This is a genomic window from Streptococcus equinus (assembly GCF_900101445.1).
Taxonomy (GTDB): domain Bacteria; phylum Bacillota; class Bacilli; order Lactobacillales; family Streptococcaceae; genus Streptococcus; species Streptococcus equinus_B.
The window spans coordinates 1270205-1283286 of record NZ_FNKE01000001.1 but is presented as its reverse complement, the minus strand read 5'-3'; the positions used below and the strand labels follow the sequence as shown (position 1 = coordinate 1283286).

17 protein-coding genes and 1 pseudogene are annotated in these 13082 nt (G+C 37.7%); 12 read left to right on the top strand and 6 right to left on the bottom strand.

Annotated features, from left to right (window positions below):
- The first annotated feature begins 123 nt into the window (after positions 1–123).
- A complete protein-coding gene (locus BLR83_RS06415; protein WP_419177391.1) occupies positions 124–792 on the top strand; it encodes a CHAP domain-containing protein in 669 nt (222 codons plus the stop codon).
- Between the two features lie 99 nt (positions 793–891).
- Here the strand turns inward: BLR83_RS06415 and rnjA are convergent, their stop codons facing one another.
- Complete coding sequence (gene rnjA / locus BLR83_RS06410; RefSeq protein WP_074560912.1) at positions 892–2574, bottom strand: ribonuclease J1; 1683 nt, start codon at positions 2572–2574, stop codon at positions 892–894.
- Position 2575: 1 nt separating this feature from the next.
- Entirely contained in the window at positions 2576–2806 is a 231-nt protein-coding gene (locus tag BLR83_RS06405) for a DNA-dependent RNA polymerase subunit epsilon (protein ID WP_039696258.1), read from the bottom strand.
- 188 nt (positions 2807–2994) lie between these two features.
- Between BLR83_RS06405 and tsaB the strand changes: the two genes are divergently transcribed.
- The 5 genes from tsaB to BLR83_RS06380 all read left to right on the top strand — a co-directional run bounded on the left by tsaB (position 2995) and on the right by BLR83_RS06380 (position 6286).
- The gene (gene tsaB, locus BLR83_RS06400; RefSeq protein ID WP_081340996.1) at positions 2995–3687 is read left to right on the top strand and encodes a tRNA (adenosine(37)-N6)-threonylcarbamoyltransferase complex dimerization subunit type 1 TsaB; all 693 of its coding nucleotides are present in this window, start codon (positions 2995–2997) and stop codon (positions 3685–3687) included.
- A 1-nt stretch (position 3688) separates the two neighbouring features.
- On the top strand, positions 3689–4105 hold the full coding sequence (gene rimI, locus BLR83_RS06395; protein WP_234793113.1) for a ribosomal protein S18-alanine N-acetyltransferase: 417 nt from the start codon (positions 3689–3691) through the stop codon (positions 4103–4105).
- A gap of 14 nt (positions 4106–4119) precedes the next feature.
- On the top strand, positions 4120–5130 hold the full coding sequence (gene tsaD / locus BLR83_RS06390) for a tRNA (adenosine(37)-N6)-threonylcarbamoyltransferase complex transferase subunit TsaD (RefSeq protein ID WP_074560910.1): 1011 nt from the start codon (positions 4120–4122) through the stop codon (positions 5128–5130).
- A 144-nt stretch (positions 5131–5274) separates the two neighbouring features.
- Positions 5275–5970 carry an AzlC family ABC transporter permease gene (locus tag BLR83_RS06385; RefSeq protein WP_074560909.1) on the top strand — a complete coding sequence of 232 codons (696 nt, stop codon included), beginning with the start codon at positions 5275–5277 and terminating at the stop codon, positions 5968–5970.
- Positions 5960–6286, top strand: a complete 327-nt coding sequence (locus BLR83_RS06380) for an AzlD domain-containing protein (protein WP_074560908.1) — start codon at positions 5960–5962, stop codon at positions 6284–6286. The genes BLR83_RS06385 and BLR83_RS06380 overlap by 11 nt, the downstream gene beginning before the upstream one ends.
- Here the strand turns inward: BLR83_RS06380 and BLR83_RS06375 are convergent.
- Positions 6275–6520: pseudogene (locus BLR83_RS06375) on the bottom strand (MarR family transcriptional regulator); the annotation flags it as partial. The gene BLR83_RS06380 and the pseudogene BLR83_RS06375 sit on opposite strands and share 12 nt — an antisense overlap.
- Here BLR83_RS06375 and BLR83_RS06370 point away from each other — a divergent pair.
- Positions 6512–6877 carry a GNAT family N-acetyltransferase gene (locus BLR83_RS06370; RefSeq protein ID WP_074560907.1) on the top strand — a complete coding sequence of 122 codons (366 nt, stop codon included), beginning with the start codon at positions 6512–6514 and terminating at the stop codon, positions 6875–6877. The pseudogene BLR83_RS06375 and the gene BLR83_RS06370 overlap by 9 nt on opposite strands.
- Before the next feature lie 64 nt (positions 6878–6941).
- On the opposite strand, the gene rpsN is transcribed toward BLR83_RS06370, so the two are convergent.
- Both rpsN and BLR83_RS06360 read right to left on the bottom strand, forming a co-directional pair.
- On the bottom strand, positions 6942–7211 hold the full coding sequence (gene rpsN, locus BLR83_RS06365; RefSeq protein WP_024343539.1) for a 30S ribosomal protein S14: 270 nt from the start codon (positions 7209–7211) through the stop codon (positions 6942–6944).
- 139 nt (positions 7212–7350) lie between these two features.
- Positions 7351–8523: an aminoacetone oxidase gene (locus tag BLR83_RS06360; RefSeq protein ID WP_074560906.1), complete on the bottom strand. Its 1173-nt coding sequence runs from the start codon at positions 8521–8523 to the stop codon at positions 7351–7353.
- A gap of 221 nt (positions 8524–8744) precedes the next feature.
- Here BLR83_RS06360 and BLR83_RS06355 point away from each other — a divergent pair, with 221 nt between their 5' ends.
- The 3 genes from BLR83_RS06355 to BLR83_RS06345 all read left to right on the top strand — a co-directional run bounded on the left by BLR83_RS06355 (position 8745) and on the right by BLR83_RS06345 (position 10775).
- Positions 8745–9290, top strand: a complete 546-nt coding sequence (locus tag BLR83_RS06355; RefSeq protein WP_074560905.1) for a DUF536 domain-containing protein — start codon at positions 8745–8747, stop codon at positions 9288–9290.
- Positions 9291–9364: 74 nt separating this feature from the next.
- Positions 9365–9952, top strand: coding sequence for a 3'-5' exonuclease (locus BLR83_RS06350; RefSeq protein ID WP_074560904.1), 588 nt, complete (start codon positions 9365–9367; stop codon positions 9950–9952).
- A 103-nt stretch (positions 9953–10055) separates the two neighbouring features.
- The gene (locus BLR83_RS06345; protein WP_074560903.1) at positions 10056–10775 is read left to right on the top strand and encodes a MerR family transcriptional regulator; all 720 of its coding nucleotides are present in this window, start codon (positions 10056–10058) and stop codon (positions 10773–10775) included.
- A 41-nt stretch (positions 10776–10816) separates the two neighbouring features.
- Here the strand turns inward: BLR83_RS06345 and BLR83_RS06340 are convergent, their stop codons facing one another.
- On the bottom strand, positions 10817–11116 hold the full coding sequence (locus BLR83_RS06340; protein ID WP_024343543.1) for a YbaB/EbfC family nucleoid-associated protein: 300 nt from the start codon (positions 11114–11116) through the stop codon (positions 10817–10819).
- Between the two features lie 228 nt (positions 11117–11344).
- Here BLR83_RS06340 and BLR83_RS06335 point away from each other — a divergent pair, with 228 nt between their 5' ends.
- Both BLR83_RS06335 and pstC read left to right on the top strand, forming a co-directional pair.
- On the top strand, positions 11345–12226 hold the full coding sequence (locus BLR83_RS06335) for a substrate-binding domain-containing protein (RefSeq protein WP_074560902.1): 882 nt from the start codon (positions 11345–11347) through the stop codon (positions 12224–12226).
- 9 nt (positions 12227–12235) lie between these two features.
- A complete protein-coding gene (gene pstC, locus BLR83_RS06330; RefSeq protein WP_074560901.1) occupies positions 12236–13081 on the top strand; it encodes a phosphate ABC transporter permease subunit PstC in 846 nt (281 codons plus the stop codon).
- The last annotated feature ends 1 nt before the right edge of the window (position 13082 follow it).

Sequence of the window (13082 nt, the reverse complement as noted above, 5' to 3'; positions counted from 1 at the left end):
CATTGGGCAGTTTTTTTGTAACGTTCATTTTGCGAATTTAGATATTGTGACATATAACGCTTACATTTTCTTATATAGTTTGTAATATTGGCTTGCTATACTAGTGTTCATAAAGGGAGGAAGATTTTTATGAATTACAAAACAAAATTAGTTCTAGCAACCGCAACTTTATCAGGAGCTTTGCTATTGTCACAGGTCGATGCAAAAGCAGACACCTATACTTTGCAAAGTGGTGATTCATTTTATAGTGTGGCACAGATGTATGGACTGAGTGTTTATGATTTAGCAGCCTTAAATGGTATGTCGATTTATGACACTATTGTTCCTGGGCAAGTGCTGCAGATACCTGATAAGACACCGATTGATCCATTTGTGACTAATTTGTTAACATCAAGTAGGAATTCTGAGGCAAGCCAAATTGATGCGCCAGTGTCAAAGCAGGACAGCTCGACTAATACTTACCCTGTTGGGCAATGCACTTGGGGTGTAAAGCAAGTAGCAACTTGGGCAAGTAATTGGTGGGGAAATGCTGGCGATTGGGCAGCCAATGCCGCTTCACAAGGCTATGTGGTTGGGACACAGGCTGAAGTAGGAGCTATTGTCTGCTGGACTGATCCTGATAGTTATGGGCATGTGGCTTACGTGACAGCTGTAAACGCTAGTGGGCAAATTCAAGTTTTAGAATCTAATTATGGCAATAAACAATGGATTGATAATTACCGTGGCTGGTTTGATCCAACAAAGAGCAACACTGCTGGGACTGTCAGCTACATCTATCCAGAAAGTTATTAACAAGATAGAATAAGTCTGGAAATATTCCAGACTTTTTTAGTTTCTGTGGATAAGTTGTTGATAAAAAAAGCTAGTTGATTATATCAACTAGCTTTTTGATTATTTATCATCTGGTGTGAGAATCATTGGAATGATGATTGGCTCACGTTCAGTTTTTTCGTATAGGAATGGACGAAGTGCGTTAACGATAGCACCGTTAACAGATTGGATACTTGCGTCTTTGTTCTTCAAAGCAATGCGGATAGCATTGAAGAGAACACGTTGACTTTCACGAATGAGGTCACCAGATTCTCGCATGTAGATAAACCCACGACTAAGAATGTCAGGACCAGCCAAAATCATTTGGCTATCAAAGCCAACAGTAGCTACGGCAAGCACAACACCGTCTTCAGACAAATCACGACGATCGCGAAGTACGGCAGCACCGATATCCCCGATACCATTACCGTCAACATAGATATCTTGGGCGTTAAAGTGTCCAGCACGACGAGCTGAATTAGCTGTAAGAGCTAGAACATCACCGTTTTCCATGATGAAGATATTGTCTTTTGGCACACCTGTATCCATCGCTAAGCCAGCATGGATTTTAAGCATACGGTATTCACCATGAACAGGCATGAAGAATTTTGGTTTCATCAAGCGGAGCATAAGTTTTTGCTCTTGTTGTCCACCGTGACCAGATGTGTGGATGTTGTTAACTTTTCCGTGGATAACTTCTACACCAGCTTCTTGGATAGTGTTGATAAGTTTGTTAACACTTGTTGTATTACCAGGAATTGGGCTAGAAGAGAAGATGACAGTATCGCCAGGTTGTAGTGTAACTTGACGGTGTGTACCATTAGCAATACGTGCTAGCGCAGCCATTGATTCACCTTGGCTACCTGTACACATAATCAAGATTTCACTAGCGTGGTAGTCTTTGATTTCGCTTGGTTCGATAAATGTTCCTTTTGGAACTTTGATGTAACCAAGTTCAATACCGTTTACAATGGCTTTTTCCATTGAACGTCCGAAGACTACGATTTTACGTCCAGTTTTAACAGCTGCTTCGGCAGCTTGTTGGAGACGGAAGATATTTGAGGCAAATGACGCAAAGATAATACGTCCGTGAATACCTTCAATAATCTTCATAATAGATTGTCCAACAACTTTTTCTGAGTTTGTAAAGGTTGGAATTTCTGCGTTAGTAGAATCAGATAGCAAACATAGGACGCCGTCCTCACCAAGTGCAGCCATGCGGTGGATATCTGCTGGTTCACCAACTGGTGTCCAGTCAAATTTGAAATCCCCTGTGCAGACAATTTTACCTTGTGGTGTGTGGATAACGATTCCTAGAGGTTCCGGAATTGAGTGGGTTGTACGGAAGAAAGTAACGCTAAGGTTTTTAAAAGTCAACTCAGTATTGGCGTTGATTTCGTAAAGTTTAGCGTCACGTAAAAGTCCGTGCTCTTCCAATTTTCCCTTAATAAGTGAAAGCGCAAGTGGTCCAGCATAAATTGGAATATTGGCTTGCTTCAAAAGGAAAGGAATCCCACCGATGTGGTCTTCGTGCCCGTGAGTAATCACAAGGCCTTTAATGCGATCGATATTGTCAACGATATATGAATAGTCTGGAATAACGTAGTCAATACCGAGCAAATCGTCTTCTGGGAATTTGATACCAGCATCTACGATAATGATTTCATCTTGATATTCAATACCGTAAGTGTTTTTACCAATTTCTCCGAGACCACCAATCGCATAAACCCCAACTTCTTCGGGTTTTAAATTGATTTGTGACATGTTATAACTCCGTTAATTTAAAGGCACCTGTTTCTTTTTCGTAGGCTAGGTGTTTGTCTGAAAGAAGTTCAATGTATTCAACGTTGTAAGGTGTTTTTGCCTCTACAAGTTCACGAGTTTTGATACGTCCTTCAAGTTCGTTAGCTGCGTCAATTTCTAAATAAAGAGCTTTAGTTTGTTCGCGGCGTGGGTTACGTTCTTTTGTTTCTTGATAAAAAACTTTATAAATCATAGTTTTTTCCTTTCTTGATATACCTGTGGTTAATCAAACTACACAAAACACGTCAACTAGCTTGTATTTACTTGCTACTTGACCAGTTCTTATTAAATTTTTTCTGAGTAATTGATTTAACCTTGATTCGTTGCAATTATTAAAATTATATCATAAAATAAGAAGTATAATCAAGTGAGGGAATTTAAATGATGAAAGTTTTAGCCTTTGATACTTCAAGTAAGGCTTTGTCTGTTGCCATCTTGGATGGTGAAAATTTACTAGCCGATGTAACGGTCAATATTAAGAAAAATCACAGCATTAATTTGATGCCTGCGATTGATTTTTTGATGAAAGCAGTTGATTTAAAACCAACTGATTTGGATAGAATTTCAGTAGCTCAAGGTCCAGGTTCATATACTGGTCTTCGTGTGGCAGTTGCGACTGCTAAAACGCTAGCTTATACGTTGAACATTGAATTGGTAGGTGTTTCTAGTCTTTATGCACTTGCTGCTGCAGCTGATTTTGATGGCTTAGTTGTCCCAGTGATTGATGCTCGTCGTAACAATGTTTATGCTGGTTTTTATAAAGACGGTCAATCTGTTAAAGACGATCAACACATGAACTTTGCCGATGTTCTTGAAGCAGTTAAAGATGAAGAAGCTGTTATGTTTGTCGGTGAAGTGGCTAATTTCAGCGACCAAATTGCTGAAAGTCTTCCACAAGCTAAGGTTCTTTCTGTTTTGCCGTCAGCTTATGCTATTGGAAAATATGGTCAAAGTCTTGAACCAGCTGATGTTGACAGTTTTGTGCCAAGTTATCTAAAACGTGTCGAAGCAGAAGAAAATTGGCTTAAAACACACACAGAAAATCCAGACGCAAACTATGTCAATCGCATCTAATATGAAAGATTTACAAGCAAGTGTTGCTACTGTTTATGAGATATTGTCAGATGTTTATCCAGTATCTCCTTGGTCTGAAAAGCAGATTTTATCAGACATGCAACAAGATAATGTTGATTACTTTTTTGTCAAAAAAGATGAGAAAATTGTTGGCTTTTTAGCTATTTCGCAATTGGCTGGGGAACTAGAAATTACAAATATTGCTATAAAAAAAGCTTATCAAGGACATGGCTTAGGCAGTCAATTATTGGCTAATCTTGACCATGTTGACTTTCCCATTTTCCTAGAAGTGAGAGCGTCAAATGCTCCTGCACAAGCTTTGTATAAAAAATTCGACTTTGACATTATTGGTAAACGTAAGCAATATTATCATGAACCAGTAGAAGATGCGATTATCATGAAGCGTGAAGGTAAATAAGAGGTAGTTAATCGATGAAAGATAGATATATTTTGGCCGTAGAAAGTTCTTGTGATGAGACAAGTATTGCGGTTTTGAAAAATGAAAGTGAGATTTTAAGCAACGTCATCGCAAGCCAAATCGAAAGTCATAAGCGTTTTGGTGGTGTTGTGCCTGAAGTTGCTAGTCGTCACCATGTTGAAGTGATTACAACGTGCTTTAAGGATGCTTTGGAAGCTGCAGGAATCGAAGTTAGTGACCTAGATGCGGTTGCAGTCACTTACGGACCTGGTTTGGTTGGTGCGATTCTGGTTGGAATGGCTGCTGCTAAAGCTTTTGCTTGGGCAAATAACTTGCCGTTGATTCCAGTTAACCACATGGCAGGGCACTTAATGGCTGCGCGTGAGGTAAAAGAACTTCAATACCCATTGATGGCTCTATTGGTTTCTGGTGGTCACACAGAACTTGTCTATGTGTCTGAACCAGGTAACTATAAGATTGTTGGTGAAACACGTGATGATGCTGTTGGTGAGGCTTATGACAAAGTTGGTCGTGTGATGGGCTTGACTTACCCAGCAGGACGTGAAATCGACCAATTGGCTCATAAAGGGAAAGATATTTATGATTTTCCACGTGCGATGATTAAAGAAGACAATCTCGAGTTTTCATTCTCAGGGTTGAAATCAGCCTTTATTAATCTCCATCATAATGCGGCTCAAAAAGGTGAAACTCTTTCAAATGAAGATTTGTCAGCATCATTCCAAGCAGCTGTCTTAGATGTTTTAATGGCTAAAACCAAAAAAGCTTTGGAGAAATATCCAGTTAAAACCCTTGTAGTAGCAGGTGGTGTGGCGGCAAACCAAGGCCTTCGTGAACGTTTAGCAGATGAAATCACAGAAGCAGAAGTTGTCATTCCGCCACTTCGTCTATGTGGTGATAATGCGGGAATGGTTTCACTAGCTGCAGCTATCGAATACGACAAAGGACATTTTGCAGGACTTGATTTAAATGCCAAACCAAGTTTAGCTTTTAATAGTTTGGATTAGGAAGATGAAGATAATAGAAAAACTCTTGAAAATTTATTTTCAGGAGTCTTTTTATGTGCTATAATAGAAAAAATTATTTGAACAATGAGTAGCTGCAGAGACTTTATATGGGTTCTCTGCTTATTGAATATTTAGGGAGTTTATATGCAGGAAAAAGGGTTTAAAGCGGGGCTTCAAGATGCGCTTCCAACGGCTTTGGGTTATATTTCGATTGGATTAGCTTTTGGAATTGTGGCGTCTGCTTCAGGATTATCAGCTTTAGAAGTTGGCTTGATGAGTCTTTTGGTCTATGGTGGTTCAGCTCAATTTGCCATGTGTGCCATGTTGCTTGCTCATGCTGATTTGGCTTCAGTAACGTTGACCGTTTTTTTAGTTAATTTGCGTAATATGTTGATGAGTTTGCATGCAACAACTATTTTTACCAAAACAAGCCTTCTCAATAACATTGGGATAGCTAGCCTAATTACAGATGAAAGTTATGGTGTTTTGTTGGGAGAAAATGTTCACAATAAATCAATTGCAGCTAGCTGGATGCACGGTAATAATCTACTGAGTTATGTAGCATGGGTTTTATCTACAATTGTAGGGACACTCCTAGGAGGTATTATCCCCAATCCAGAAAGTTTTGGGCTTGATTTTGCTTTGATTGGTATGTTTATTGGTTTACTTGTCTTTCAATTTGATGCGATGATGAGTGAAGGCATTAAAAAACTATTGCTTGTACTAGCAGCTGTGGCTATTAGTTTTTTAGTCTGTGCTGTTTTTTTATCAAGTGCCTTAGCGGTTTTAGTGTCAACGTTAATTGGTTGTAGTGTGGGGGTAATGTTGGATGAGCGTTAGTAGTTATGTTTTGGTAGCCATTCTTTTAGGATTTGTTGTGTCGTGGGTTCCGCGAGTTGCCCCTTTTATCTTGGTAAAATATAAAGGCTTGTCCGAAATTGTCATTCGTTTTTTGAAATATTTGCCCGTTTCCATTTTATTTGCTTTGACGTTTTCAAGCCTTTTTGACGTTGAAATTGGGCATTTGCCACAAGTAAAGGACTTGGAAGTTCTAGCCAGTCTTCCCACTTTTTATGTCGCCTTAAAATCTAAAAATTTATTATATGCTGTCATTACAGGAATTGTTAGCATGGCGATTTTACGGTTAATATTTTAATTTTGCCATTAATTGTTTAAGTTGAGCAATTTCTTTTGTGGATAAGTTTGATAAAAGAAAATCAGATTGCTTTTGTTCATATTCGTGAAGCTGTGGATAAATGTCCATGGCTTTTTCTGTTGGATAAACACGTTTGATTTTCTGGTTAACAGCATCTTTCTTTAGTTCAAAATAGCCGAGCGTAGCTAATTTTTTTATCGTTCTAAAGGCAGTTGTACGGTCAATTTGGACATTGAAAATTCTTATCAAAAACAAGGTGGTCAATTCTGGGTAGCTATCAATGAGAGGAAAGAAGTGCTAGGGTGTATTGGCTTAGTGGCTCTTGAACAAGACAATGTCGCTTTAAAGAAAATGTTTGTAAGTAAAAATTACAGAAAAGCAGGTTTAGGAAAAGAATTATTGAAGACTTTTGTAGCTTATTGCCAAAAAGAGCAGAAGAAGGCTATTTTTCTTGGAACAACAACAGATTTTGAGGCTGCTCAGCACTTTTACCGAAAATTTGGTTTTCAAGCAATTGAATCGTCAAATTTACCTGCTGATTTTCCACGTTTAGCTGTGGATAATCGTTTCTATACTTATATTATTAACTAAAAAAGCTGGGGACATCCCAGCTTTTTGTGTGATAAAAACTTTTGTCTTTCTATTTTTTTGAGGATTACCAGCTGGCTTTTGTGACACCTGGGATTTTTCCTTCGTGAGCAAGATTACGGAAGTTGATACGGCTCATGCCAAATTTTCGCATGTAAGCATGAGGACGTCCGTCAATGCGGTCACGGTTTTTCAAGCGATTTGGATTTGAGTCGCGCGGTAATTTACGAAGGGCTTCGTAATCACCTTTAGCTTTTAGTTCGCGACGCAAGTCTGCATATTGTTCAATGAGTTTTAATTGTTTATTGTATCTAGCGATTTTTGATTTTTTAGCCATAATATCTCCTTTTAGTTAACTGGTTAACAAAATTAATTATAGCACTTTTGAGCTAAGAATCAAGCAAAAAACCTTAACTAGTTAAATATTTTTTAAAAAATATAAAAAAGAAATCCAATTTTGGATTTCTCAACAATTGTTAATAATGTAAACTTCCGGCAACCCAGCCTGTACACAAAGCAACTGTGATATTAAAGCCACCTGTGTGGGCATTGATATCAAGGACTTCGCCAGCAAAGTGCAAACCTGGAACTTGTTTGCTTTCAAGGGTTTTAGGATTGATTTCTTTTAAGTCAACGCCACCTTTGGTTACAAAGGATTTTGCGAGAGACATTTTTCCAGTGACCTTGATTGGTAAAGCTTTTATCTTATCCACAAGCTCTTTTTCTTGATTTGGTGTCAGTTGTTTAACTTTTTCAGGAAATGGCTGAGCAAAAAAGCTTGCTAAGCGCTCAGGAACAAGCATTTTAAGAGTATTCTTGAGTGACTTTTCACGATGCTCTTCTAAGAAGGCAAGAAGTTCATCTGTGGATACTTTGGGGATAACATCAAGTGTGATAGTTTCTCCACCTTTAATAAAGCTAGACATGCGAAGCGCAGCTGGTCCAGATAGCCCAAAGTGGGTAAAGAGTAAATCGTGTGTAATGTGATGTTTCCCATAAGATAGGCTAATATCGCTTAGAGAAATTCCTTGAAGTTCCTTGTGTGGAAAATCTGTTAATAAAGGACTTTCTGCAGCTTCAAGTTCTGTTAAGTTTAACTTGAAGTGACGAGCGATTTCATAGCCAAATCCAGTCGAACCAGTTGATGGGTAAGCTTTCCCACCAGTTGTGACAATGAGTTTTTCACAGACAAACTCATCTGAAGCAGATTTGATGTGGAAAAGGTTATCGATTTTTTTCACAGAAACGACTTCGGTATTTGTTAAAACAGTGCCCCCGAGTTCACTAATTTTGTGTGCTAGAGCATCGATGATTGTTTTTGATTTGTCAGTCTTTGGAAAGACGCGCCCATGGTCTTCAACTTTTAAAGCAACGCCATTTTCTTCAAAAAAGCGCATAATATCATGGTTATCAAATTGTGAAAAGACACTGTATAGAAAACGCCCATTGCCAGGGATGCCTTCCATCAGGTCATCGATGGTACCGCTATTTGTGACGTTGCAACGACCGCCACCCGTACCAGCCAATTTTTTACCAAGACGTTTATTTTTTTCGATCAGTAATGTTTTGTAGCCATAGTAGCTGCTAGAAATAGCAGCCATCATTCCAGCAGGTCCACCGCCGATGATAATTGTATCGTATTGTTTCATATAATCATTGTAGCATAAAATACTTCTATCCCGTAGTCAAATACTAGTGGATATTTTTGAAATAAATGAGCAAGTTTACAGAAAATGACAGAAAGTTGACACGATTACAAAAAAAGCCCATTATTTCAAGCTTTAGGGAGTCAAGCAATCGGCTAAAAATTGACAATCAGGTGTTCATGTGTTATCCTTTTCATAAGTATTTCAATGTAAAAGAGGATATTATGGCAATCGAGAAAACAGTTAGTGAAATTGCTGAGATTCTAGGAGTTAGCCGTCAAGCAGTTAATAATCGTGTTAAGAATCTCCCAGAAGAAGATGTAGATAAAAATGAAAAAGGTGTTACGGTGGTTAATCGTAGCGGCTTGATTAAACTAGAAGAAATCTATAAAAAAACCATTTTTGAAGATGATCCAATTGACGAAGAAACAAAACAACGTGAACTTTTGGAAATTTTAGTTGATGAAAAAAATACAGAAATTACACGTTTGTATGAGCAACTAAAAGCTAAAGACAAACAATTGGCTTCAAAAGATGAGCAACTTCGTGTTAAAGATGTTCAAATTGGTGAGAAAGACAAGCAACTAGATCAACAACAACAGTTGACACTGGCTGCTATGGAAGATAGCAAACGTCTTCAACTTGAACTTAATGAAGCTAAGGCTGAGTTCGAGGAAATTCAAACAAAAACTGAAGAAGCCATTCAAGAACAAGAAGAGCAAGCAGCTGCTCCGAAAGGATTCTTTGCGCGTCTCTTTGGTAAAAAATAAGCTTATTAGGCGGAGCTGGGACGAAAGTTCCAGCTTATTTTATAACGAAATGATTATATTTTTAGGGAGGAATTATGGAAAAGCTATCTGAGTACATTGCTTTTGACTTGGAATTTAACACTGTTGCTGAAATCAGTCACATCATTCAGGTTTCTGCTGTAAAATTTCGAGATGGTGTAGAAGTTGACAACTTTGACACTTACGTTTACACAGATGTTCCTTTACAATCTTTTATTAATGGCTTAACAGGTATTACATCTGAAAAAATTGCTAAGGCGCCAAAATTGGATAAAGTTTTGGCTGATTTTAAAGATTTTGTTGGAAAAACAGCTCTTGTTGGGTATAATGCCTTGAAATCAGACCTTCCTTTGTTAGCTGAAAATGATTTAGACTTGACAGAGCTTTACAAGGTTGATCTTTATGATGAAGCTTATGAACGTCGTAGCTCGGATTTAAATGGTATTGCCAATCTTAAGTTAACAAGTGTTGCCGACTTTTTAGGTATTTCTGGACATGGGCATAATTCTTTAGAAGATGCTCGTATGACAGCACTAGTCTACGAAAAATTCATGGAATTTGATGAGAATAAATCTTATTTGACTCAACAAGAAGAAGAGCATGGTGACAATCCATTTGCTGCTTTGGGTGGCTTTTTTGATTAAGAGCTCAGCTATTTTTCAAAAAAAGAAAAAATCATCTAGAGTAACCTCTTGCTTGTGACCTTAGGTTATGTCCTATAATGAAGGCAGAAAGGAGGTGGAGGAAATGTCTCAGACTTACACAACTGGTGATTTGGCTAAATTGGCTGGTGTTTCGGTTCGCACAGTGCAGTACTATGATAAGCGTGGTATTTTGCTACCGTCACAATTGACAGAAGGTGGTCGTCGTATCTATACCGAGAGTGATTTGGAACGGCTACATCTGATATGTTTTTTACGAGAATTGGATTTTTCGATTGAGCAGATTAAGCGTCTTTTTGCTGAAGAAAATGCCAAGCAGGTTTTAGAACTTCTTCTTGTAGAGCATATCAAAGACACCAAAGAGCAGCTTGCTGAAAAGAAGGCGAAACTTGACACTGCTGTAAACTTACTTGACAGAGTTAAGAGCCAGTCAGGACAATCACTAGACTTTTTATCAGACATTTCTCTTACCATGAAAAATCAATTATCTTTGAAAAAGGTTCATCGGAAGATGTTTTTCATTTTTTTGCCTTTAATTATCCTTCAAGTGGGAAGCATAGTATGGGCAATTGTGGCAAAGAATTTTTGGATTTATCTGCTTGCTGAAATCATCATACTACCTTTTGCAATCTGGTTTGCAAAGGTATATGCTCAAAATGTTGCTTATGTTTGCCCAAATTGTCATCACCGATTTCAACCAAATTTTAAGACATTCTTCTTTGCACCTCATACGCCAAAAACACGAAAACTCACTTGCCCGCATTGTCATGAAAAAACTTATTGTTTAGAAGTTGCAAGTAAATAAAAAGCTCGAACCAATTGGTTCGAGCTTTTTTGATGTTTAGCTTAGAATGGCAATTTACCTGCGAAAGCACCAAGTGTTTTTTGAGTGGCAGCATCAACTTGAGCAAGAGCATCGTTGATAGCTTGGGTTGTCATATCTTGAAGAGTTTCGATATCATCTGGGTCAACGATAGCATCTTTGAATGAGATGTTAACCAATTTTTTATCACCTGTGAATTCAGCGACAACTAATTCTTGAGCTGATTTTCCAGTGAAAGTTGTGCTAGCAAGCTCAGCTTGTTTTTTCTCCATTTGTTTTTGAAGTTTTTGAGCTTGACGCATCATGTTTTGCATGTTCATCATAATAGTTATAAGATTCCTTTCGTATCAGGGGATGAGTCTTTATCAATTTGGAAAAGATATTAATATTATAGCATCTTTCCTATAGAACTTAAAGTTTTGAGGTATTCTTTCTATTTGGCTTTTTTTGTCTAAGAAGAGTTATTTTACAAAGATTTTACAAAAATTAGGTAGTAGATTTGATGTTGTCTGATTATAATGACGACTATAAAGATAATAAAGGAGAATATCATGAAAAAAATGAAATTATTCGCTGGTTTTGCCCTTCTAAGTTTAGGAGCAGGGGTTGCTTTATCTGCTTGTGGAAAATCAACTAAGAGTGAATCGGGTTTGGGACAGATAAGTGTTGTTTCTCGTGAAGAGGGGTCAGGTACACGTGGCGCCTTTGTGGATCTATTTGACTTAAAAGATAAAAATAGTAAAGGTGAAACGGTTGATACGACAACATCGAATGCTATTGTAACGAATTCTACTTCGGTAATGTTAACAACTGTATCTGGAGATAAGGCAGCTATTGGTTATGCTTCATTAGGTGCTCTTAATAATAGTGTCAAAGTTTTAAAAATTGACGGGAAGAAAGCTAGTGTTAAGGCGATTAAAAATGGTTCTTACAAAATTTCTCGACCATTCAATATTGTTACAAAAGCTGAAATCAGTAAGTCAGCAAAAGATTTTATTGATTATGTTTTAAGTAGTGATGGTCAGAAGATTGTTGAAGATAATGGATATATTCCTCTTGAACACCGAAAACCTTATCAAATTAGTATGACTTCTGGAAAAGTTGTAGTTTCTGGTTCAAGTTCAGTAACTCCAGTTATGGAAAAATTGAAAGAAGCTTATAACAAGGCAAATCCTGGTGTTAAAGTAGATATCCAACAAAGTGATTCATCTACAGGTATTAATGATGCTATTGATGGAACATCTGATATTGGTATGGCGTCTCGTGAATTGGAGAATGCTGAGAAATCTAAGGGTGTTTCATCAACAGTTATTGCGATGGATGGTATTGCACTTGTCGTTAACAAGACGAATAAAGTGGATAACTTGACTAGTCAGCAGGTTAAAAAAATTTTTTCTGGAAAATTAACAGAGTGGGAAGGTTTGAGTGAATAAGAGGACATCATGAATCGGAAAAAAGAAAAAATCATGCAGGGAGTTTTCTTTTTAGCAGCAAGTATTTCGGTTGTTTCAGTTTTGCTGATATGTATTTTCTTGTTGCTAAATGGATTTCCGGCTATAAAAGAAATAGGAATTAAAAATTTTCTTTTTGGAGAGATTTGGAGACCTTCTAGTAACGAATTTGGCATATTGCCTATGATTGTAGGTTCACTTTATGTGACATTAGGTGCGCTAGTTATTGGGGTTCCGCTTGGAATTTTGACGGCTGTCTTTATGGCTCGATTTTGTCCCCCAAAAATGTATAAACCTTTAAAGGCTATTATTAACTTAATGGCTGGGATCCCTTCTGTTGTGTATGGCTTCTTTGGTCTTGTTGTTCTTGTTCCATTTGTTCGTAACTATATTGGAGGTTACGGCATGGGTGTTCTGACGGCATCAATTCTTTTGGGAATAATGATTTTACCAACAATTGTTAGTGTATCAGAATCAGCTATTCGTGCTGTACCCAATCATTATTATGAAGGAGGTTTAGCCTTAGGTGCCTCACATGAAAGAAGTGTATTTTTTGTATTACTTCCAGCTGCTAAACGTGGTATTTTGGCGGCAATAATACTTGGTTTAGGTCGTGCTGTTGGAGAGACGATGGCTGTAATTATGGTTGCAGGGAATCAGGCGATTTTACCAAGCTCATTGACTTCGGGTGTTCGGACGCTAACGACAAATATTGTTATGGAAATGGGATATTCAACGGGACTTCATAGAGAAGCTCTGATTGGTACAGCAGTTGTTCTATTCCTATTTGTGTTAATTGTTAATATTGGTTTCTCATTATTACGAAAAGAGGAGTAGT

Excerpts from the sequence above, each read along its gene's own strand:
- BLR83_RS06355 (WP_074560905.1), top strand. The coding sequence starts at position 8,745 with ATGGCAATCGAGAAAACAGTTAGTGAAATTGCTGAGATTCTAGGAGTT.
- BLR83_RS06335 (WP_074560902.1), top strand. The coding sequence starts at position 11,345 with ATGAAAAAAATGAAATTATTCGCTGGTTTTGCCCTTCTAAGTTTAGGA.
- BLR83_RS06345 (WP_074560903.1), top strand. The coding sequence starts at position 10,056 with ATGTCTCAGACTTACACAACTGGTGATTTGGCTAAATTGGCTGGTGTT.
- tsaD (WP_074560910.1), top strand. The coding sequence starts at position 4,120 with ATGAAAGATAGATATATTTTGGCCGTAGAAAGTTCTTGTGATGAGACA.
- rnjA (WP_074560912.1), bottom strand. The coding sequence starts at position 2,574 with ATGTCACAAATCAATTTAAAACCCGAAGAAGTTGGGGTTTATGCGATT.
- BLR83_RS06360 (WP_074560906.1), bottom strand. The coding sequence starts at position 8,523 with ATGAAACAATACGATACAATTATCATCGGCGGTGGACCTGCTGGAATG.
- BLR83_RS06350 (WP_074560904.1), top strand. The coding sequence starts at position 9,365 with ATGGAAAAGCTATCTGAGTACATTGCTTTTGACTTGGAATTTAACACT.
- rimI (WP_234793113.1), top strand. The coding sequence starts at position 3,689 with ATGAAAGATTTACAAGCAAGTGTTGCTACTGTTTATGAGATATTGTCA.
- pstC (WP_074560901.1), top strand. The coding sequence starts at position 12,236 with ATGAATCGGAAAAAAGAAAAAATCATGCAGGGAGTTTTCTTTTTAGCA.
- BLR83_RS06380 (WP_074560908.1), top strand. The coding sequence starts at position 5,960 with ATGAGCGTTAGTAGTTATGTTTTGGTAGCCATTCTTTTAGGATTTGTT.
- BLR83_RS06340 (WP_024343543.1), bottom strand. The coding sequence starts at position 11,116 with ATGATGAACATGCAAAACATGATGCGTCAAGCTCAAAAACTTCAAAAA.
- tsaB (WP_081340996.1), top strand. The coding sequence starts at position 2,995 with ATGATGAAAGTTTTAGCCTTTGATACTTCAAGTAAGGCTTTGTCTGTT.
- rpsN (WP_024343539.1), bottom strand. The coding sequence starts at position 7,211 with ATGGCTAAAAAATCAAAAATCGCTAGATACAATAAACAATTAAAACTC.
- BLR83_RS06385 (WP_074560909.1), top strand. The coding sequence starts at position 5,275 with ATGCAGGAAAAAGGGTTTAAAGCGGGGCTTCAAGATGCGCTTCCAACG.
- BLR83_RS06405 (WP_039696258.1), bottom strand. The coding sequence starts at position 2,806 with ATGATTTATAAAGTTTTTTATCAAGAAACAAAAGAACGTAACCCACGC.